The sequence below is a fragment of the Candidatus Planktophila lacus genome (genome assembly GCF_002288385.1).
Lineage (GTDB): Bacteria > Actinomycetota > Actinomycetes > Nanopelagicales > Nanopelagicaceae > Planktophila > Planktophila lacus_D.
Window position 1 is genome coordinate 716900 of record NZ_CP016783.1, and the last position, 20276, is coordinate 737175.

20 protein-coding genes are annotated in these 20276 nt (G+C 48.2%); 1 reads left to right on the forward strand and 19 read right to left on the reverse strand.

All coding sequences use genetic code 11. The annotated features are described in order from the left end of the window. Positions 1–32: 32 nt before the first annotated feature. From A1sIIB60_RS03575 to pyrR, 13 genes are all read right to left on the reverse strand, one after another. Positions 33–1916 carry a primosomal protein N' family DNA-binding protein gene (locus A1sIIB60_RS03575; RefSeq protein ID WP_095689159.1) on the reverse strand — a complete coding sequence of 628 codons (1884 nt, stop codon included), beginning with the start codon at positions 1914–1916 and terminating at the stop codon, positions 33–35. A gap of 14 nt (positions 1917–1930) precedes the next feature. Then, the gene (gene metK / locus A1sIIB60_RS03580; protein WP_095689160.1) at positions 1931–3121 is read right to left on the reverse strand and encodes a methionine adenosyltransferase; all 1191 of its coding nucleotides are present in this window, start codon (positions 3119–3121) and stop codon (positions 1931–1933) included. Positions 3122–3125: 4 nt separating this feature from the next. Further along, positions 3126–4322 carry a bifunctional phosphopantothenoylcysteine decarboxylase/phosphopantothenate--cysteine ligase CoaBC gene (coaBC, locus tag A1sIIB60_RS03585; RefSeq protein ID WP_095689161.1) on the reverse strand — a complete coding sequence of 399 codons (1197 nt, stop codon included), beginning with the start codon at positions 4320–4322 and terminating at the stop codon, positions 3126–3128. A gap of 24 nt (positions 4323–4346) precedes the next feature. After that, positions 4347–4595 (reverse strand): DNA-directed RNA polymerase subunit omega, encoded by a 249-nt coding sequence (gene rpoZ, locus A1sIIB60_RS03590; protein WP_095671129.1) that lies wholly within the window; start codon positions 4593–4595, stop codon positions 4347–4349. 72 nt (positions 4596–4667) lie between these two features. Then, complete coding sequence (gmk, locus tag A1sIIB60_RS03595; protein WP_095689162.1) at positions 4668–5546, reverse strand: guanylate kinase; 879 nt, start codon at positions 5544–5546, stop codon at positions 4668–4670. A 10-nt stretch (positions 5547–5556) separates the two neighbouring features. After that, positions 5557–6261: an orotidine-5'-phosphate decarboxylase gene (pyrF, locus tag A1sIIB60_RS03600; protein WP_095689163.1), complete on the reverse strand. Its 705-nt coding sequence runs from the start codon at positions 6259–6261 to the stop codon at positions 5557–5559. Beyond that, positions 6258–7211 carry a dihydroorotate dehydrogenase gene (locus A1sIIB60_RS03605; protein ID WP_095689625.1) on the reverse strand — a complete coding sequence of 318 codons (954 nt, stop codon included), beginning with the start codon at positions 7209–7211 and terminating at the stop codon, positions 6258–6260. Before A1sIIB60_RS03605 ends, pyrF begins: the two co-directional genes overlap by 4 nt. Continuing rightward, positions 7208–8056, reverse strand: a complete 849-nt coding sequence (locus A1sIIB60_RS03610; protein ID WP_095689626.1) for a dihydroorotate dehydrogenase electron transfer subunit — start codon at positions 8054–8056, stop codon at positions 7208–7210. Before A1sIIB60_RS03610 ends, A1sIIB60_RS03605 begins: the two co-directional genes overlap by 4 nt. Further along, on the reverse strand, positions 8056–11322 hold the full coding sequence (gene carB / locus A1sIIB60_RS03615; protein WP_095689164.1) for a carbamoyl-phosphate synthase large subunit: 3267 nt from the start codon (positions 11320–11322) through the stop codon (positions 8056–8058). Before carB ends, A1sIIB60_RS03610 begins: the two co-directional genes overlap by 1 nt. Then, positions 11322–12449, reverse strand: coding sequence for a glutamine-hydrolyzing carbamoyl-phosphate synthase small subunit (gene carA / locus A1sIIB60_RS03620; protein ID WP_095689165.1), 1128 nt, complete (start codon positions 12447–12449; stop codon positions 11322–11324). The genes carB and carA overlap by 1 nt, the downstream gene beginning before the upstream one ends. After that, positions 12446–13798 (reverse strand): dihydroorotase, encoded by a 1353-nt coding sequence (locus tag A1sIIB60_RS03625; RefSeq protein ID WP_095689166.1) that lies wholly within the window; start codon positions 13796–13798, stop codon positions 12446–12448. Before A1sIIB60_RS03625 ends, carA begins: the two co-directional genes overlap by 4 nt. Beyond that, on the reverse strand, positions 13798–14769 hold the full coding sequence (locus A1sIIB60_RS03630) for an aspartate carbamoyltransferase catalytic subunit (protein WP_095689167.1): 972 nt from the start codon (positions 14767–14769) through the stop codon (positions 13798–13800). The genes A1sIIB60_RS03625 and A1sIIB60_RS03630 overlap by 1 nt, the downstream gene beginning before the upstream one ends. Beyond that, the gene (pyrR, locus tag A1sIIB60_RS03635) at positions 14766–15299 is read right to left on the reverse strand and encodes a bifunctional pyr operon transcriptional regulator/uracil phosphoribosyltransferase PyrR (protein WP_095671136.1); all 534 of its coding nucleotides are present in this window, start codon (positions 15297–15299) and stop codon (positions 14766–14768) included. The genes A1sIIB60_RS03630 and pyrR overlap by 4 nt, the downstream gene beginning before the upstream one ends. Positions 15300–15425: 126 nt before the next feature. Between pyrR and A1sIIB60_RS03640 the strand changes: the two genes are divergently transcribed. Continuing rightward, positions 15426–15941 carry a DNA-binding protein gene (locus A1sIIB60_RS03640; protein ID WP_150131911.1) on the forward strand — a complete coding sequence of 172 codons (516 nt, stop codon included), beginning with the start codon at positions 15426–15428 and terminating at the stop codon, positions 15939–15941. Here A1sIIB60_RS03640 and nusB read toward each other — a convergent pair. From nusB to aroC, 6 genes are all read right to left on the reverse strand, one after another. Next, positions 15938–16360, reverse strand: coding sequence for a transcription antitermination factor NusB (nusB, locus tag A1sIIB60_RS03645; protein WP_095689169.1), 423 nt, complete (start codon positions 16358–16360; stop codon positions 15938–15940). The two genes, A1sIIB60_RS03640 and nusB, sit on opposite strands and share 4 nt — an antisense overlap. Next, the gene (efp, locus tag A1sIIB60_RS03650) at positions 16360–16920 is read right to left on the reverse strand and encodes an elongation factor P (protein WP_095671139.1); all 561 of its coding nucleotides are present in this window, start codon (positions 16918–16920) and stop codon (positions 16360–16362) included. Before efp ends, nusB begins: the two co-directional genes overlap by 1 nt. Before the next feature lie 122 nt (positions 16921–17042). Further along, entirely contained in the window at positions 17043–17474 is a 432-nt protein-coding gene (gene aroQ / locus A1sIIB60_RS03655) for a type II 3-dehydroquinate dehydratase (RefSeq protein WP_095689170.1), read from the reverse strand. Beyond that, positions 17471–18526 carry a 3-dehydroquinate synthase gene (gene aroB / locus A1sIIB60_RS03660; protein WP_095689171.1) on the reverse strand — a complete coding sequence of 352 codons (1056 nt, stop codon included), beginning with the start codon at positions 18524–18526 and terminating at the stop codon, positions 17471–17473. The genes aroQ and aroB overlap by 4 nt, the downstream gene beginning before the upstream one ends. Then, complete coding sequence (locus tag A1sIIB60_RS03665) at positions 18526–19074, reverse strand: shikimate kinase (RefSeq protein ID WP_095677377.1); 549 nt, start codon at positions 19072–19074, stop codon at positions 18526–18528. The genes aroB and A1sIIB60_RS03665 overlap by 1 nt, the downstream gene beginning before the upstream one ends. A gap of 5 nt (positions 19075–19079) precedes the next feature. Then, positions 19080–20261: a chorismate synthase gene (aroC, locus tag A1sIIB60_RS03670; protein ID WP_095689627.1), complete on the reverse strand. Its 1182-nt coding sequence runs from the start codon at positions 20259–20261 to the stop codon at positions 19080–19082. Between the last annotated feature and the right edge of the window lie 15 nt (positions 20262–20276).

Consider the following 20276-nt stretch of genomic DNA (forward strand, 5'->3'; position numbering starts at 1 on the left):
ATAAATAAGTTATCCGCCTCTGATACTGTAACTCAAGAGAGTGAATATGGGTCGATTCGCACTTGTATCGCCTCTTTCTTGGCTATAGCGCGATGCTTTACAAATTCACCAACGAATTGCGTTAGCTGCAAAAAATCATTTAGTGAAGCAGTCAAAATAATTCTTGCCTTATCTCCGCCTCGAATCGAAGGCCCTAGTATTTTTGTTGAGGAAGGAATACGAGAATCAAGGAGCGCCTTCTTAAATCCATCTGCAACCGCGCTTGCTTCACGCGTTACTAAATCGATGGTTAGCGATCTTGTAAACGGTGGAAGCTCCAGCGATTCGAGATCTGCTAGTTCTCGTTTATACATATGAGCCGGATTCCAACTAGCTAGCGCGGCGCTGATTGGGTGGCTAGTATCGATAGCAACTAATACCGAACCTCCAACCTTTACCTGGCCCGCCGCCTCAAAGAAAGCTTCACGGGATCTCTCTTGTCCACGTAGATCAGAGTAGGAAAAGAATGAAACACCTTCTAGAAGTACTACTGCTGAATATCCGCCTTCGCAGATTGGCGTCATGCCCTGAGTTGAAATTACTACCGATTTTTTACCTGTGATCTCTTTGACCGGTGTATCAGCATCGGAGTTAATCACTTGGAAACCCGGAAACGCCCTACCTATTTCCTCTGCATGTCGGATCGCTCCCCTGCCAAGAAGAACCAACTTATCTTCGTTGCACCACTTGCATTTCCAATTAGAAAAGACGTTTGAACAATGAACACAGGATGGTGAAGAGCTCTGACTCGAACGGGAAAGTTTTCCACCACAAGAGCAGATCGCTAGATTTCGACATTTCTTGCACATCAGAGCGCTGGCATAACCTTTCTTGGGAACGAGAAAGAGAACTGGTCCCGACTTTAGCGCACTGCGGATTGGAGAAAAGATCCGCTCCGGTAACAACTCTGAATTGCCTTGCGGAAATGTAAATACCTGAAGACGCGCTTTTTTACTTAAGAATTTCACCGAACCCGATTCGATGGCCCGAGCCATTTCGAATGACGGTGAATGGCCAACAAAGTAAAGGTTTAACTCCTCTTCACTCTGGCGCAAAAGGGCGACATCTCGCACATTCCATCCAGGGTGGCGCGGTTCATAATGGCTCTGTGAATTTTCGCGGTAGATAATCAGCGTAGTTAAATCGGGTGGCGTTAAAAAGATCGCACTTCGGGTACCGATAATAATCTGGTTGGAACTAGTAATCGCAGTAAGGTAATTTGCATATCGCTGAGTGCGGGATAACGATGAAGTCAAAATTAGCGCATCAGGAAGTTCAGTCTTAAGAAGTTCTAATTCGCGATCTTCTGGAACGACTATTAATACAGTTCCCTTTGCTTGAGCCTTCACTGCAAACTCGCTTAAGCGCTTTAAAGGATCTTCATGAGGAGCTAGATGGAGATAGGTCACCTCCCCCTGCGCTTTCTTGACCAAGTCTTGAACCTTTGAACTTCTAGCCTCGGTAGCAAAGGCTTTATCAACGCTAGCCACGCGCGCCGGAATTGCGCTCTTAATGAGATCGTAGGGATTACAGATCCAGCGTTTAGCGATTAGGGAAACCAGGTTGATAAGGGTCGGAGTTGCAACCACCTCCTCTGATATTACTGATGAGATGAATTTCAAGTTTGTTATCTCGCTCTTATCTGTGCGCTCCAAAACCAGCGCTTCTACATCACGTCCCGCAAATGGCACACCGATGCGGATTCCGGGGTGTACCGAATTTGTTAGCCGCTCGGGAACTAAGTAATCGTAAGTACCATCTAGATGGCTAACGGAAGTATCCACCCACACCTTTACGAAGGCGGCTTGCTCGGCTTGAGCGCTATCTACTCGCTTTGCTTCTTCTCGCTTCAAGCGAAGTGGACGCGCCGTAGCCACGGCGTTACTTCTCTTTAGTTAACAGCAGCGCGTAGCGCATCGACTCGCGAAGTTGTTTCCCATGTGAAATTTGGGAGTTCGCGACCGAAGTGGCCGTACGCAGCGGTTTGTGAATAGATTGGACGCAGCAGATTAAGGTCACGAATAATCGCAGCAGGACGTAGATCAAAGACCGTGGTCACAGCATCTTGAATCTTCTGTACTGGAACGGTTTCAGTTCCGAAAGTTTCAACGAAGACACCTACTGGCTGTGCTTTACCAATCGCGTAAGCGACTTGAACTTCACAGCGACGCGCAAGTCCGGCGGCGACAACGTTCTTGGCTACCCAACGCATTGCATATGCAGCAGAACGGTCAACCTTTGAAGGATCTTTACCTGAAAATGCTCCTCCGCCGTGGCGGGCCATTCCACCATAAGTATCTACGATGATCTTGCGGCCAGTTAAACCAGCATCACCCATCGGACCGCCGATAACGAAGCGACCGGTTGGGTTAATCAAGGTGCGCATATCTTTACGTGGCAGATCGATCTTGGAAAGCACAGGTTCAATAACGTGTTCAATAATTTCAGGGGTTAACTTCTTTACAACATCTACTTCTTCAGCGTGCTGACTAGAGATGACCACGGTATCTAGCGCAACTGCCTTGTCGCCATCGTATTCAATGGTTACTTGGGTCTTGCCATCAGGGCGTAGATATCCGAGAGCACCTGATTTGCGAACCTTGGAAAGTTGTTGTGCAAGTTCGTGAGCCAACCAAATTGGAAGTGGCATCAACTCTTTAGTGTCATCACAGGCATAACCGAACATCAAACCCTGATCTCCAGCACCTTGTAAATCTAAAGGATCGGCTGAGGATGCCACGCGATTTTCGTAAGCATCATCTACGCCTTGGGCAATATCTTGCGATTGCTGTCCAATCGAAATAGATACACCACAGCTATTTCCATCAAATCCTTTTACTGAAGAGTCATAACCAATACCGATAACGGTGTCGCGAACAATGCCCATTACATCTGCATATCCATTAGTTGTTACTTCACCAGCAACATGTACTTGACCTGTAGTGATGAGAGTTTCTACGGCAACGCGACTTGAGGGATCCTGAGAGAGAAGTGAATCTAAGATCGCATCCGAGATTTGATCGGCGATCTTATCTGGGTGCCCTTCGGTGACAGATTCGGAGGTAAATAGACGCTTTGACATGGGCTTAACCTAACTGAATAAGGGCTTGGTCGAGGAGAAGTTCGGCCAGCGAGTCCTTGCTTGAAGTTGGTACTTCAATTTGAGCGCCATTGCTCGTTAAAACAATTCCTTGAGTCTCAGTAGCACCGAATATGGCGCCTTCTGAAACATCGTTGAGATAGAGAATATTAGCGCCTTTAGCGACTAACTTTGCTTTAGCGATCTCAATATTCAGCGATGTCTCTGCGGCAAAGGCAACAACTATCTGTTTATCCCTTAGGCGAGCGATTGATTTAAGTAGATCTGGATTCTCTGATAGCTCGATCTGTTGCAGATCGCCCTTCTTTATCTTGCCTTCGGAATACTGCGAAGGTCTAGCATCTGCAACCGCCGCGCTCATGACCAATACGTCGGTCTTAGGAAATTCTTCTTCCAAAAATTGGTGCATTTCAATAGCGGTTTCAACCGGAATAACACGGACTCCTTGCAGAGCGCGAGACTCTTCCTCAGTTAACTGTGAATTAGCCATAATCAAAGTAACTTCTGCGCCACGATTTAGCGCAGCGCTAGCAACTGCTGCACCCTGTCTACCGCTAGAACGGTTGCCGATATAGCGAACTGGATCTATCGCCTCACGTGTTCCACCAGCCGTAACTAAAACTTTACGACCCAGGAAGTCCTTCTTCGCGCCAATAGCTTGCTCAAAATTTTCGATGATCGCTGCAGTTTCGGGAAATCTTCCCGGACCAATGTCATCGCCAGTGAGTCGACCTACTTCAGGTTCCATAACCTTAAATCCACGCGATCTAAGTGTTGCCACATTTGCGACAGTTGCTGGATCCAGCCACATCTGCGGATGCATAGCTGGTACGACCAGGATTGGTACATCGATTGCGAGAATTAGGTTTGTTAACAGATCGTCAGCGCGACCAGCTGCGATACGTGCGATGAGGTCAGCGGTAGCCGGAGCGATGATTGCGCAATCTGCATCCTTGGCAAGTGAGATATGGCGAACTTCATCAACGCGCTCCCAAACTTGCGTAGTAACTGGTCTGCCAGAGAGCGCTTCCCAGGTAGCAGCACCGACGAAATTCAGACTTGATGGAGTTGGAACAATAGTTACTAGGTAGCCACGATCTTGCAGACGACGAAGTAGATCGCAGGATTTATAGGCAGCGATGCCTCCGCCAACTCCGAGAATTACTTCCCGAGCGCGCGCCATAACTCAAACCTAATTAAAGGTTAATTAAGCAGTTGGCTCGAGGTTTTCGATGGTCAATAGACCTTCGTTGATTTCGCGTAGCGCGATTGAGAGAGGCTTCTCATGAACGTGGGTCTCAACTAGTGGACCAACATATTCAAGTAAACCTTCTCCGAGTTGTGAATAATAAGCGTTGATCTGGCGTGCGCGCTTTGCCGCATAGAGAACGAGGCTGTACTTAGAACCGCTCTTCTCGAGAAGTTCGTCGATTGGTGGATTAGTGATGCCGTCCATTTGAGCCTCCAGTAATTATTGCTAACTGCTTCTAAAAGTAATTTGCTCGGCAACTGTTAAAGAACAGCAGTCCTAGCGTTGAGTCACCAATGATATCAGGTGTGCGACGACCTCTTCTACTCGCTCATTTACCAAGGAAATATCGAAAAAACCAGCCTGGGCTAGCTCTTCTTGGGCCAACTCTAAACGCGCTGCCCTTCGCTCTGGTGAATCAGTACCACGTCCTTCTAACCGCGAAACTAACTCTTCCCATGATGGCGGCTCTAGAAATACAAGTACCGCTTCAGGGGCGCGTTCTTTGACTTGCTTAGCGCCAGCAATTTCGATTTCAAGTAAAACGCTCTTGCCATCGCGGAGCGCATCTTCGACAGGCTTGCGTGGCGTTCCATAACGAGCGCCTGCAAAATTTGCCCACTCCAAGAAGAGCGCACCTTTTACCGCGTTATCAAATTCCTCGTCGGTATAAAAGAAGTAATCAACGCCATCTATTTCATTATGGCGCGCTGTTCTTGTGGTGGCTGAAATGCTGACCCAAAATTCGCCGGAGTCACGAAGCAATTTGGCGATCGTGCTCTTACCAACTCCCCCGGGTCCAGATAGAACCAGCAACTTTCCACGCTGAGCGGCGGCGACGCGATCAGGAAACTCTTTCAATAGATTTTCACGTTGTGAAACTCCTAAGCCTTGAATTCTGCGCGTTGGAGAGATATTTAACTTCTCAAGAATTCCCAAGGCTCGAACTTTGCCGACCCCTGCAAAAGATTCGAGTAACTCAGCAACGCGCATCTTGGCGATCGCTTCATCATTTACCGCCAGCGTTAAAATCGCAGAAAGTGAGAGATCACCGGCTTTCACGCGCGCTTTGATCGCAGCTCTTACTTGGCGAGAAGCGGTAGATTTCGCTAACGCCGCAGATCTTTGTGCGGGGGTTAACTGTGGTGGCGTTGGCATATCTAAAAGTCTAGTTACTAAGAATTTCGCTAGCAATCAATGCAGCTTTATCGCGCAGCGCCTGTGGACCTTGGCTCCATGCCGAAGTAATAGGGCGACCAATCACCACGAAATTTGCACCTTGTGCAATTGCATCGGCCGGAGTCATCGTTCGCTTCTGATCGTCTGAGCCAACTTCAGTTAGTGGCCGCACGCCAGGGGTAATGATTATTGGCTCGCTTCCAACCGCGCTTCGAATCGCAACCGTTTCAAGAGGGGAACAGACCAATGATCTCGCTCCTGCAGATACTGCCATCTTTGCCAGAGCGACAGCGCTTTCTAGTGCGGGGCTTGCAAAACCAACTTCAAAGAGATCTTCTTCAGACAAAGAGGTCAAGATAGTTACCGCAGTCACGCTAACTTCGGGAACTGCCGCAGCTGCAGCCTTAACCATCTCTCTACCTCCACTTGCATGGACCGTCAAAAACTTGGGAGATAAGTACGCGATGGCTTTCGCCGCACCTGCAACTGTGTGCGGAATATCGTGCAACTTTAGATCAAGAAATATCTCAGCACCGGTCTCTTCGATAATTCGTGAAACTCCAGCACTTCCAAAGTTAAGGTAGAACTCGAGCCCCAACTTATAGACCGATACCGATTCCTTAGTGTTATCGATCCACGCTAGAGCAGTATCGAAATCAGAGGTATCAACCGCCAGAATTATCGGGGCTTTCATGGCACATCCGTTCTGTGTGCGTACCCGATGGCAGATTTCAAAGATTTAAAACCCTTATCTATCAAAATCTGCTGCAACTGGTTTTGAACATCAATAAGCGCATGTGGATTTCCAAAACTTGCTGTTCCTACGGAAACTCCAGATGCACCAGCAAGGATTAGTTCAAAGGCATCGCGCCCGGTTGTTACGCCACCCATTCCGAGAATCGGAACGTTCGGTAGCGCTTGATGGACTTGGTAGATAGCGCGGACCGCCACTGGACGAATCGCTGGACCAGATAGACCGCCTGTTTTTCCACCGAGGTGCGGACGCATGGAGTCAACGTTGATAACCATTCCAAGAACGGTGTTGATCAAGGCAAGTGCATCGGCCCCAGATTCAACTACTCCCGCTGCAATCGATGGAAGGTCAGTTACATCTGGAGATAGCTTTGCGATGATCGGAAGGTCTCCCCCAATTATTCGACGAACTCCATCAATCACTCGCCGCGAAGCTTCGGGATCGCAAGCAAAGACAAGTCCACGATTTTCCACATTCGGACATGAGATATTTACTTCCAAAGCGCTGATGCCGGAAACCGAGCGAACCTTGCGCGCCAAGGTTGCATACTCTTCAATTGTTTCTCCCGCGATCGAAACAATTACTCGTGCTTTTTCTTCAACTAGCCACAGAACATCATTAGCCAGAAAGGCATCAATTCCTGGACCTTGTAGACCAATTGAGTTGAGCATTCCAGACGGAGTCTCTGCCATACGTGGTGTTGGGCGACCATGGCGCGGTTTATTCATAACCGATTTCGTTACGACAGCACCGATCTGACTTAATGGAAAGAACTGCGCCAACTCTTTGCCAGAACTGGCGCAACCACTTGCGGTGAAGATCGGTGAGGAAAAATAAGCATTTCCTAGAGTTGTCGAAAAATCGAAGTTCTCTGTGTTATTTAAGGTCATTGCTGCACCTGCGGAGTCTGTCCAACTAAGTGCCATTGCACATCAGCGCCATCCATTACCGGACCGTCAATGCAAGAGCGCAACATTGAAACTTGCCCATCACTGCCCTTTACTGGCAAAACACAAGTCATGCAGATACCAATGCCACAAGCCATCGCTTCTTCAACCGCACACTGGTGAACTACATCGCTTCCTTCGGTGAGTTTAGATATGGCAGATAACATTCCCATCGGGCCACATGAATAAATAACGTCAACGCTGCCGGCCTTGATCAAGTCAACGATTGGTTCGGTAACTCTTCCAGTCTGACCCATGGTTCCATCTTCGGTGTAAATCTTGAGTGAATTAACTGAACGCTTACCTTCCATCGGCGCGTAAATCTTTGCTCCGGTAGATGCACCTAGCAACATATCTACTTTGCAGCCACGAGATTTCAAAACTTCTGCAAGACCGAAGAGCGGTGCCGACCCGTAACCGCCACCAACTAGGAGCGCGTTCACAGGAGATGTTGGAATACCGAAGGCGGTACCAAGCGGAGCGACAATATCGATCTCAGAACCTTCTGGTTGGGAACATAACCATTGTGAACCGCTACCGTGAGGAGCCGCGATTAACTCCATCGTTCCACCGAATGATGTGCTTTCTGCAACGCGTGAAATAGCAAATGCGCGACGAAGAATCATTCGAGAACTGTCACCTCCAACCTTGATTGCAACAAAGTTTCCAGGCTTACAAGCTTTAACTAGATCTCCAACTCCGAGGAGAATCTGATGGTATTGACCTACGCGCTTATTAGATAGAACTGTTGCGAAGGTGTGTGTTGCGCCACGATTTATAGTTGTCATTACTTCTTCAACCATTCTTGAATTGGTTGCACCGATAATTCACCGCGTTGCAGCGCCTTAATTCCCTCTACAGCGGCGCTAAATCCTGCAGTGGTTGTGATGCATGGAATAGATCGTTGCACAGCTGCGGTACGAATTGCCCAACCATCGGCTCGAGTTCCACGACCTACTGGTGTATTAATGACTAGATCTATCTCTCCACTGTTGAGTAGTTCGACGATCGTCCTTTCACCCAGAGGACCTGTTCCTTCAGAGTTCTTTCGGACTTTTTGAGCAAGAATGTTATTGACTGCAAAGAAATCTGCTGTTCCGCCTGTTGCAATCAACTTAAAGCCAAGTTGCAGAAGGGCGCGCGCCGGAGCAAGACCTGCATCCTTATCTTTATCCGCGAGTGAAACAAATACTGAACCTTTTTTTGGTAAAGGGCCAAATGCTGAGATTTGACTCTTGGCATAACTCTCACCAAATGTTTCGGCTATTCCCATAACTTCACCGGTTGAGCGCATCTCTGGTCCCAGAACTGCATCAATTCCCCGACCATCAGTGCGACGGAATCTGTTCCATGGAAGTACCGCCTCTTTAACTGAAATTCCCTTGGCAACTCCATCTCCACTTGCTGGGAGAAGACCTTCGCTTCGCAGCTCTGAAATCTTTGTGCCCATCGCAATTCGCGCCGCCGCCTTTGCTAGAGGAACTCCGGTCGCTTTGCTAACAAAAGGTACTGTGCGCGAGGCGCGTGGATTGGCCTCAAGAACATAGAGAATCTCATCAGCCATAGCGAATTGAATATTGATTAAGCCGAGCACTCCAACGCCTTGTGCGATCTTGACGGTCGCTTCGCGAATCGCTTTCTGCTGCGCCGGATTAATTGTCATCGCAGGTAGAACGCACGCGCTATCACCTGAGTGAATCCCAGCTTCTTCAATGTGTTCCATGATGCCACCTAAGAAGAGTTCTTCGCCATCAAAGAGGGCGTCAACATCTAATTCAATAGCGCTATCTAGGAAACGATCTACTAAAACTGGATGATCTGGAGTTATATCGGTAGCTCTTGAGATAAATCCAGCCAGGGCTGCATCGTCGTAAACGATCTCCATGCCGCGCCCACCTAGAACAAAGGAAGGACGCACAAGTACCGGATAACCGATACGTGTAGCAATGGATTGTGCTTCTAATTGTGAAGCAGCCATTCCAAACTCTGGTGCGAGCAGTGATTGCTCTGCAAGAACTTGGCCAAATGCACCGCGCTCTTCCGCCAAGTTAATCGCCTCTGGTGATGTTCCAAGAATTGTTACACCCGCTGCCTTTAAACCTGCCGCTAGCCCAAGAGGTGTTTGTCCGCCTAATTGAGTTATCACACCAAGAACAGGACCAGCCAAAGTTTCGGCGTGAACAACTTCTAAAACATCTTCCAAAGTAAGCGGTTCAAAGTAAAGACGGTCAGAAGTGTCATAATCTGTCGAAACTGTCTCTGGATTACAGTTGATCATTACAGTTTCAAAGCCCGCTTCACGTAGAGTAAATGATGCGTGAACGCATGAATAATCAAATTCAATTCCTTGACCGATGCGATTTGGTCCACTACCTAAGATAATTACCGCTGGTTTGGTGCGCGGGCGAACTTCGGTCTCTTCCTCATAGCTTGAATAGTGATACGGGGTAAAGGCTTCAAACTCAGCAGCACAAGTGTCGACAGTCTTATAGACAGGTCTAACGCCTAAGTGATAGCGAGCCTTACGAATATCTTCATCTGTTACTCCACGAAGAGCAGCAATTTGAAGATCTGAGAAGCCCATCTCCTTGGCGCTACGCAGGAACTCTTCGCTAATCTCGCCAGGTTGGGCGATCTCGCGTGCTCGCTCATTAATCAACTGCAACTGATGCAAGAACCAGCGGTCAATCTTGGTGGCTGCAAATACATCTTCCATGTTGGCACCAGCCCAAAGTGCGAGCTGTACTTGCTGCAGACGGTACTCAGTAGGAATAACCATTGCCTTAAGCAGATGTGGCAGATCGATCTTTGAAAGATCGGTAGGGAATGTGAAGATCGCTTCCTTGCGCTCCAAAGATCGCGACGCCTTCATCAACGCTTCTGGAAATGACCGGCCGATCGCCATAGCTTCGCCAACGCTCTTCATCGTTGTAGTAAGCCTTGGATCGGCATCAGCAAATTTCTCAAAGGCAAAGCGCGGCGCCTTAACGACTATGTAATCAAGGGTTGGCTCAAAAGATGCTGGAGTTACTTGGGTAATGTCATTCTTAATCTCATCAAGGGTGTAACCGATCGCCAACTTGGTAGCGATCTTGGCGATAGGAAAACCAGTTGCCTTAGATGCAAGTGCGCTTGACCTGGAAACACGTGGGTTCATCTCAATCACAATAATGCGACCATTATCTGGATTAACAGCGAATTGGATGTTGCATCCACCTGTAGCCACGCCAACTTCGCGAATGATATCTATTGAAAGATTACGTAGCTTCTGAAATTCGACATCAGTAAGTGTTAGCGCAGGGGCAACGGTAAGTGAATCTCCGGTGTGAACACCCATCGGGTCAATGTTCTCAATACTGCAGACGATAACGACGTTATCTGATTTATCGCGCATTACTTCGAGTTCGTACTCTTTCCAGCCAATGATAGATTCTTCAAGGAGAACTTCTGTAGTTGGGCTATGGCGAAGACCCGCGCCCGCGATCTGTCGCAAACTCTCTACTTCAAATGCGATTCCGGATCCGAGTCCACCCATCGTAAAAGAAGGGCGTACGACGACTGGATATTTGAGAATTGCGGCGCCCGCAATTACCTCGTCCATCGTGTGACAGATAATCGACTTAGCCGACTCTCCCCCGATTTTCTCAACGATGGTGCGGAAGATTTCACGATTCTCACCGCGTTCGATCGCATCAACATCGGCGCCAATTAACTGCGCACCATAACGTTGCAGCGTCCCAGCCTTGTGTAGACCAATCGCTGCATTAAGCGCAGTTTGTCCGCCGAGCGTTGCAAGCACTGCATCGGGACGTTCTTTAGCGATAATTCGTTCGATAAATTCTGGGGTAATTGGTTCGATATATGTAGCATCGGCAAACTCTGGGTCGGTCATGATCGTTGCGGGATTGGAGTTAACCAGAACTACGCGGATACCTTCGGCGCGCAGAACGCGGCAGGCTTGCGTTCCTGAATAATCGAATTCGCAGGCTTGGCCAATAACAATTGGTCCAGAACCAATTACAAGAACGCTCTTGATCGAGGTATCGCGTGGCATTAGATCGCCACCTTTGCTCGTGGGTAACGCAGCATTAATTCTATGAAGCGATCGAATAGATAGGCAGCATCATGCGGACCAGCCGCAGCTTCAGGGTGATACTGAACGCTAAATGCACCGCGTTCCAGCAATTGCAAACCTTCAACGACGCCATCATTTAGGCCAAGGTGAGTTACTTCGCCGGCACCAAATACGGTGTTGAAGGTTCCCTCAGTCGGAGCTTTGATTGCGAATCCATGGTTATGCGCCGTGATTTCGACCTTTCCAGTTCGCTTATCGATTACCGGTTGATTGATTCCGCGGTGACCAAATTGCAACTTATACGTTTCGAAACCAAGTGCGCGTCCGAGAATTTGATGGCCAAAACAAATTCCAAAGATCGGTATCTGCTCCAGCAAAATATCTCTAACCAGATCAACGACATCGTTCATCGTTGAGGGATCGCCTGGACCATTCGATAAAAAAACACCGTCCGGTGAGATCGCCATGATCTGCTCAAGGGTTGAGTTGTAAGGCATGACATGGACTTCTACTCCACGTTGGGCAAGGGCGCGTGGCGTTGCTCCCTTAATTCCGAGATCAAGTGCGGCAACAGTAAATTTCTTTTCACCAATTGCAGGGATGATGTAGGTCTCTTTGGTGGAGACATCCTCGCTCAAGTAAGCACCGCTCATCTGAGAAGTTTTACGAACTTCGACAACCATCTCTTCTTTACTCAACTCTTCACCGGAGAAAATTCCAACTCGCATCGCACCGCGATCGCGTAAATGGCGGGTTAAAGCGCGTGTATCAATCCCCTGAATTCCTACAATATTCTGATCGATTAACTCTGCTTCCAGATCTTTCTCACTGCGCCAGTTGCTAGTTAAAGTAGATGGATTTCTTACGACAAAGCCAGCCACCCAGATCTTCTTTGATTCATTGTCGGTTGAGTTAACGCCAGTATTTCCAATATGAGGCGAGGTCATGACCACCACTTGTCGGTGGTAGCTAGGGTCGGTAAGAGTCTCTTGATAACCAGTCATACCAGTTTGAAAAACTGCTTCACCGAAAGTTCTTCCTGGTGCGGCCCAAGATTTACCTTCAAAGATCCGTCCATCATCTAAAACCAGGTAGGCCTTACTCATCTAGAGCTACCTCCCTGCGCTTCTGAATTTGAACCGTTGCTATGTATCGATGTTAGTTGTCCAGCCAAATAGGTCGGAATACCTCGGAAGAAAGTTCCCTGAATTACTCCAGAGAGTTCCATTCCATGGAAGGGAGTATTGCGACTTCGAGAGGCAACTAGGTCGCGATCCACGCGGTAAGTCTGGGTCGGGTTAATCACAGTCAGATGTGCAGGTGCACCAACCGCGATCTTGCCACCATGGTTTTCATAACCTGCGATGCGAGAAGGAGCGCGGCTCATACGATCTGCCACACCCTCCCAATTTAAGAGGCCGGTTTGAACCATTGTTTGGTTAACGATCGAGAGCGCGCTCTCCAAGCCCAGCATTCCAAATGCAGCTTCTTGCCACTCACACTCTTTCGCTTCCGCTGGATGTGGTGCGTGATCTGTTGCAACGATATCGATAGTGCCATCTGCTAAACCTTCACGAAGCGCTTCCACATCTCGTTGTGTACGGAGTGGTGGATTAACTTTAAAAATCGGATCATAACTATTTGCGTAGTCATCGGTCAGAAGTAAGTGATGCGGCGTAACTTCTGCGGTTACATTGATTCCGCGGGCCTTTGCCCATCGAATAATGTCGACGCCACCAGCAGTTGTTAAGTGGCAGATATGTAGCCTTGATTGGACATGATCAGCAAGTAAGACATCTCTAGCAATAATCGCTTCTTCGGCGACCGCAGGCCAACCCTTCAAACCTAAGCGAGAAGAGTTAATACCTTCATTCATCTGCGAACCGATTGTCAGCGCTGGCTCCTGCGCATGTTGGGCAATAACGCCATTGAATTTCTTTACATACTCCAAAGCCCGGCGCATGACTAATGGATCATGAACGCAATTTCCATCATCGCTAAATACTCGAACTCGCGCATTTGAATCTGCCATTGCCCCGATCTCAGAGAGCGTTTGTCCATTTAAACCTTGCGTAACTGCGCCAATTGGAAAAACGTCCACAAAGCCAGCGCTCTGGCCAAGTGCGTAAACCTGTTCCACGACTCCTGCGGTATCAGCAACTGGTGAGGTATTGGCCATCGCAGATATCGCAACGAAGCCACCTTTTGCCGCTGCCATCGAACCAGATAGAACTGTTTCAGCATCTTCCTTACCTGGTTCTCGCAAATGTGTATGGAGGTCAACTAAACCAGGAAGTACTACCGAACCCTTGAAGTCAATAACTTCGTCTGCAGAGTTTTTAGGAAGTGATTTGCCGATTGCGGTGATAACTCCATTTGCAATCTGAATATCACTAGTTGTTCCATCTGGCAGAGTTAACCCTGTTAAGAGAAAGTTTGAATTCGATGCGCTCATTACAAAGCACCTACCTCTCTGTTAATTCCGATAATTTCACCTTCAGGAGCGCCAGCTAACAACATATATAAAATCGCCATTCTTACGCTGACACCGTTGGATACCTGCTCAACAATCACAGATCGAGCACCATCTGCGGCATCTGCGGTGATTTCTAAGCCACGATTCATTGGACCTGGGTGCATAACCAGCGCTGTTGGTTTAAGACTTTTAACGCGATCACCATTTAAACCAAAGTATCTTGAATACTCACGGGCATTGGGAAAGAACATTTCAGACATACGTTCTAGTTGAATGCGAAGCATCATCACCGCATCGGCGCCAACCAGCGCATTATCAAAGTCATAGGAAATCTTGCATGGCCAACTTTCAACACCTACCGGTAGCAAAGTAGGTGGCGCTACCAAAGTTACATCGGCTCCCAACTTTGCCAGTAGAAGTACATTCGAGCGCGCAACTCGTGAGTGCAGTACATCGCCAACGATGACGACTTTTATACCCGTGAGATCCTCACCTGATTTTGCCAAATGCTTACGGATGGTGAAGGCATCAAGCAGAGCCTGACTTGGATGCTCGTGCGTTCCATCGCCTGCATTTATCACCGAACCAGACATCCATTTTGAATCTGCTAAACGTTGTGCGGCGCCCGATGCGCCATGGCGAATGATCACCGCATCTGCGCCCATCGCCTGCAACGTCTGTGCGGTGTCTTTTAAGGATTCGCCTTTACTGATACTTGAACCTTTAGCCGAGAAGTTGATTACATCGGCCGATAGCCTCTTAGCTGCGGCTTCAAATGAGATTCGAGTTCTGGTGGAATCTTCCGCGAAGAGATTTACTATCGTTCTTCCGCGAAGAGTAGGAAGTTTCTTCATCGGTCCATCGCTTACACGAGCCAACTCCTGGGCCGTATCTAAAATTGCAATCGACTCAGCTTTACTCAAATCATTTATTGACAATAGGTGCTTCATTTTGCGCCACCTTCAATCAAGACTTCATCAGCGCCATCGAGCTCTGTTAGATGAACAAGGACGCTCTGATCTATAGACGTTGGCAAGTTTTTGCCTACGAAATCTGCTCGGATCGGAAGTTCGCGATGGCCACGATCTACTAAAACTGCCAATTGCACACTCTTCGGGCGACCGATCTCACCGAGGGCATCGAGTGCAGCTCGGATCGTTCTGCCAGAGAAGAGAACATCATCGATCAGAACAACGTTTCTTCCTTCAACGCCGAGTGGAGGTATCAGAGTCGGCATCAAGGCGCGAGGCGGTCTCATCCGAAGATCGTCTCGGTGCAAGGTGATATCTAAAGTTCCAACTTGAACCGGGACCTTCTCGATCGTTTCAATTATTGCGGCGATTCTCTTGGCTAAATGTGCACCGCGCGTGGGAATTCCAAGAAGTGTGATTGATTCAGAACCTGAGTTGCGTTCTAGGATTTCATGGGAGATGCGGGTTAGCGCGCGCGTTATATCTGGCGCAGGCAGGGCAAGGCTCATCGTAAATCTCCTTCCCCGCCTCGCAGGACGGGTCGTTAAAGGATGTTGGCTGATGTTACACCGAAATTCAATAGCCCTGTGGACAGCCACGGTAGCGCAACTGATGGGTGATCTACCTTTGCGCGCATGAGCCAGATAACACCCGCCACAGCATTCACTCAGCCTACGACCGCGACCATCAGCGCACGCATCCGCGCGCAGCGGAAAGCGCGATCCTTGACGCTGCAAGATATCGAAAGACTTTCAAATGGGAGGATCAAAGCGGTTGTGATGGGTTCTTACGAGAGAGGCTCTCGGGCGATCTCCTTGGCGCGAACAATTGAGATAGCAAACCTATTCACTATTCCGCTTTCTGAACTGATCGAAGAATCGAAAAATCCCGAACGAGGAAGCGACGATCAGTTGATCTTTGACCTTAGAAAATTGCGTGAGATTTCTTTAGCGGTGACGGGAAGTGAGATCAGCAAAATCAACGCTTTCGTTAGCGCTATCTGCGCCAGGCGTAGAGATTGGAATGGTGAAATATTAACGCTACGTTCCGGCGATTTAGATACGCTCACGCTCGTACTTTCCGCGCCTCGCGCAGCAGTTCAAGAACTCTTAGAGCGCTTCCAACTAGTTATTAAAGCGCCCAGAAACTAAAGGGCGAGGCCATCTTTCAGCGAGGCGATACGACCCAAAACTCCATGGATATACCCGGCTGATTCATCGGTGGAAAGCTCCTTAGCAAGCGAAAGCGCTTCATCGATTGCAATCGCATCATCTAAACCCGGTGACCAGAGAATCTCATAGAGCGCAAGGCGCATAATATTGCGATCCACTGCTGGCAAGCGATCCATATCCCAGCCCTGCGCGTAGGTAGCAATCAACTCATCAATTTTTCGGCGGTGCTCAGCAACGCCAGTAATTATCTCGCGGGTGTATTCACGAATAGGACGCGCATCCGGTCCATCTTCAGTTACATCTCGAGATGCCAAAATATCAAGCGGCAGAGTTCCCCGGATATCTGCCTCAAAGAGAATATCCAGACTCTGTTTACGCGCTTTACTGCGAGCTGACACTAGTTAGCGCGACCTTGGTATGACCCATCGCGTGTATCTACCAATACCTTCTCATCCTGCTTGATGAAGAGCGGAACCTGGATTTCAATTCCAGTTTCAACGGTGGCAGGTTTTGTTCCACCTGAAGAGCGATCGCCCTGAAGGCCTGGTTCGGTGTAGGTAACGGTGAGTACAACTGATGCCGGAAGTTCGATATATAGCGGGTTATTCTCATTGATAGCAACGATAGCCTCAGTGTTCTCAAGCATGTAGTTCACAGCATCTCCAACAATCGCTGCTGAGATATTCATCTGGTCAAAAGTTTTGTTATCCATGAAAACGAAATCTTCGCCCTCTTTGTAAAGGAAGTTCATCTCGCGCTTTTCTAGAATAGCAACTTCGACTTTGACGCCTGCGTTAAAGGTCTTATCGACAACCTTGCCAGTCAGAACTTGCTTTAACTTTGTACGAACGAAAGCTGGGCCTTTGCCTGGCTTCACATGCTGAAACTCAACGACCGTCCATAGCTGGCCTTCAATATCTAAAGTCATGCCATTTTTTAGATCATTTGTTGTTGCCACGAGAAACTCCAGTTCACGTCCGTTGACGTAATAATTTCAACCATCAGCGAACCAAAGTGCCTTTGATCTAGCGCGGTTGGCCTTCGAATGTCGAAGGCGAATGCTTAAGTTTACCTGAACTTTTAGGCTAGCAACGCCTTCAGCGCGATCAGCGCAAGAACGTAAGAGTTTGGACCAAATCCCCCAATGGTGCCGTTGGCTACTCCCGAAATTACCGATGTGTGGCGGAATTCCTCGCGCGCCAATGGATTTGAGAGGTGCACTTCAATCACTGGAGATTTCACTAATTCGACAGCGTCACGAATTGCATATGAATAGTGTGTGAAGGCGGCGGGATTGATGATTACCGGCAATTTCTTATCGGCAGCTTCGTGCAACCAACCGATGATTGTCGCTTCATCATCGCTCTGTCGAACATCCGCCTTAAAACCATGTGTCTCTGCCGCGTTTTCAATGTGAGCGACCAATTGGGGGTAAGTCATATCGCCATAGATTGCGGAATCTCGGATATCTAAGCGAGCAAGATTTGGGCCATTGATTACCAGTACATTCATGAACTCACCTTTTCATATGCGGCATACAACGTCTTGGGATCAGGGTTTTCTAACCTATCCGTCTTTCCTATCTCGCTAATGGTAACGAATCGCAGGCTATTGCCGCGGGACTTTTTATCAACTGCCATATGAGCCAATAACTTAGGCCAACTTTCGCGCTTGTATTTGATCGGCAAATCCAAATCTTGCAATATCTGCAGATGATCTGCTGCCAACTCTTTACTAATTAACCCTAAATCTAATTGGAGATTTGCCATGAAGGCCATCCCAATCGCTACACATTCGCCATGGCGCATTGAATATCCGCAATCAAGTTCAACTGCGTGGCCTAAGGTGTGGCCATAATTCAACGCCTCACGTGCAAAGCTCTCTTTAAAGTCCTGCGATACAACCTCGCCCTTAACCTTTACTGAGCGTTCTACTAACTCCTTTACGAGCGATAGATCTTTTCGGATCTCGGAGGTTTTCTTTCCTCGCAAGAGATCCAAGATCTTCCCGTCAGCGATAAAACCACATTTAACTACCTCTGCTAAGCCCGCTGCGAAATCACGATCGGAGAGAGTGATAAACCAATCAAGATCAATAATCACCTTGATCGGACTGTGAAATGCTCCAATTAAATTCTTTCCGTAATCGCTATTGATCGCAGTTTTGCCACCGATTGCAGCATCAACTGCTCCAGCAACTGTCGTCGGAATTGCGATCCAATCAAGGCCACGCAGCCAACTGGCCGCGGCAAAACCTGCAAAGTCGGTAACTGCTCCCCCGCCAATTCCAACAATTAAATCACTTCGTGTAAATCCGGCCGCACCGAGCCAATCCCAAATCTCGAGCAAGGTATCGGAAGATTTACCAGCTTCGCCATCAGGTATTGCAAAGGTAAAAATCTCTACGCTGCCCAGATCTAAGCCCTGAACTCTCGAAGTTAACGATTCTGAAACTATAAGTGCAACACGAGATCGACCTTGCACGCTCTCGGACAACGAGCTTCTCCAAGATTGGGAAATTAGAACGCTGTAATCGCGTTCAGATCTCACCATTATCTCGCTCATTACTTAACTCCATCCGTTGCCGTTTTAACGCTCTTCTTGCCTGTGATGATCTCGTCGACGATTTCTCTAGGAGTTAGGTTATCTACTAGGACTACTTGGGTAGCTAAAGAAAGATAAGTTGGACGGCGTTTCTCCATTAACTCTTGCCATGCCGCTCGCGGATTGCTGAGCAGTAACGGACGATCACGATTAAATCCCACGCGAGGGGCAGCTGCTGATAACGAGATATCTAGATAAACAACGTTAGCACCAGATTCTTTGATCGCCTTCTGCGCAATCTCAGATAAAGGTGCACCACCTCCCAGAGAAAGCACTCCAGAGAGTTGAGCTATCTCGCGCGCCACAATTCGTGCTTCAACTTCACGGAACCAAGGCTCGCCTTTATCAATAAAGATCTGCGAAATGGAAGTACCCACTTCAGATTCAATCAAAGCATCAGTGTCAGATAACTTGAAACTAAGGGCCTTTGATAGCGCTCTACCAATTGTGCTCTTTCCTGAACCCGGCGGGCCGATGAGGATGTAGTTCTGCTTTCTAGAATCGCTCATATCGCCTACTTAAAACGTAGGTTGCTCATATAGTTTTCGAAGTTGCGACGGGTTTCACTTACATTATCGCCGCCAAATTTTTCGAGGACCGCCTCTGCCAGAACAAGCGCTGCCATCGCTTCTGCAACGACTCCCGCAGCAGGAACAGCACAAACATCTGATCGTTGATTAATAGCTTTTGCAGCCTCACCAGTCTTAACATCGATGGTGTCCAACGCCTTTGGCACAGTTGAAATCGGTTTCATTGCAACGCTAACGCGAAGGATCTCACCATTAGACATACCGCCTTCGGTACCACCGGCGCGATCGGTGCGTCGCTTTATTAATCCATCTGAACCGCGCTCAATTTCATCATGGGCAACTGAACCTCGACGAGTAGCCGTTTGGAAACCATCACCGATTTCCACACCTTTGATTGCTTGAATTCCCATCATGGCTCCAGCCAAGCGTGCATCTAAGCGGCGATCCCAATGAACATGTGAACCAAGACCGGGCGGCAAGTTGTAAGCAAGAACTTCACAAACGCCACCAAGTGTGTCTCCATCCGAGTGTGCAGCTTCAATCTCCGCGATCATTTTGACGCTAGTTGCAGGATCTGCACATCTGACTTGATCTTGATCAATTCTCGCCATATCTGTTTTCTCTGGAAGTTTTGTACCGTCAGGAATTCTTACCGAACCGATAGAGACAACGTGGCTCAATATTGTGACTCCGACGCTCTGTTCCAGAAATGCTCGAGCAACTGCACCAAGTGCAACCCGAGCTGCAGTTTCGCGAGCACTTGCACGTTCTAAAATTGGTCGTGCGTCATCTAAGTCATACTTTTGCATTCCAACTAAGTCGGCATGTCCTGGACGTGGTCTAGTAAGAGGTGCATTTCGAGCCAAGTCTTTAATTTCCTCATCAGGAACCGGATCAGCAGACATTACCTTTTCCCACTTTGGCCATTCTGAATTTCCTACTTGAATTGAAATTGGACCGCCTTGAGTTAAACCAAGACGTATACCGCCAAGAATCGAAATTTTATCTGCCTCAAAATTCTGTCTAGCGCCGCGACCAAAACCTAAGCGTCGTCTAGCTAAATGAAAATCAATATCCTTCGATGAAATTTCAACACTTGCCGGAATGCCCTCAATAATCGCCGACAGGGCTGGGCCATGAGATTCACCTGCTGTTAACCAACGCATTCGCATATTGTGTCA

Bases quoted from the DNA above. Each gene is read 5' to 3' on its own strand.
- metK (WP_095689160.1), bottom strand. From the start codon at position 3,121: ATGTCAAAGCGTCTATTTACCTCCGAATCTGTCACCGAAGGGCACCCA.
- coaBC (WP_095689161.1), bottom strand. From the start codon at position 4,322: ATGGCGCGCGCTCGGGAAGTAATTCTCGGAGTTGGCGGAGGCATCGCT.
- rpoZ (WP_095671129.1), bottom strand. From the start codon at position 4,595: ATGGACGGCATCACTAATCCACCAATCGACGAACTTCTCGAGAAGAGC.
- gmk (WP_095689162.1), bottom strand. From the start codon at position 5,546: ATGCCAACGCCACCACAGTTAACCCCCGCACAAAGATCTGCGGCGTTA.
- pyrF (WP_095689163.1), bottom strand. From the start codon at position 6,261: ATGAAAGCCCCGATAATTCTGGCGGTTGATACCTCTGATTTCGATACT.
- A1sIIB60_RS03605 (WP_095689625.1), bottom strand. From the start codon at position 7,211: ATGACCTTAAATAACACAGAGAACTTCGATTTTTCGACAACTCTAGGA.
- A1sIIB60_RS03610 (WP_095689626.1), bottom strand. From the start codon at position 8,056: ATGACAACTATAAATCGTGGCGCAACACACACCTTCGCAACAGTTCTA.
- carB (WP_095689164.1), bottom strand. From the start codon at position 11,322: ATGCCACGCGATACCTCGATCAAGAGCGTTCTTGTAATTGGTTCTGGA.
- carA (WP_095689165.1), bottom strand. From the start codon at position 12,449: ATGAGTAAGGCCTACCTGGTTTTAGATGATGGACGGATCTTTGAAGGT.
- A1sIIB60_RS03625 (WP_095689166.1), bottom strand. From the start codon at position 13,798: ATGAGCGCATCGAATTCAAACTTTCTCTTAACAGGGTTAACTCTGCCA.
- A1sIIB60_RS03630 (WP_095689167.1), bottom strand. From the start codon at position 14,769: ATGAAGCACCTATTGTCAATAAATGATTTGAGTAAAGCTGAGTCGATT.
- pyrR (WP_095671136.1), bottom strand. From the start codon at position 15,299: ATGAGCCTTGCCCTGCCTGCGCCAGATATAACGCGCGCGCTAACCCGC.
- A1sIIB60_RS03640 (WP_150131911.1), top strand. From the start codon at position 15,426: ATGAGCCAGATAACACCCGCCACAGCATTCACTCAGCCTACGACCGCG.
- aroQ (WP_095689170.1), bottom strand. From the start codon at position 17,474: ATGAATGTACTGGTAATCAATGGCCCAAATCTTGCTCGCTTAGATATC.
- aroB (WP_095689171.1), bottom strand. From the start codon at position 18,526: ATGAGCGAGATAATGGTGAGATCTGAACGCGATTACAGCGTTCTAATT.
- A1sIIB60_RS03665 (WP_095677377.1), bottom strand. From the start codon at position 19,074: ATGAGCGATTCTAGAAAGCAGAACTACATCCTCATCGGCCCGCCGGGT.
- aroC (WP_095689627.1), bottom strand. From the start codon at position 20,261: ATGCGTTGGTTAACAGCAGGTGAATCTCATGGCCCAGCCCTGTCGGCG.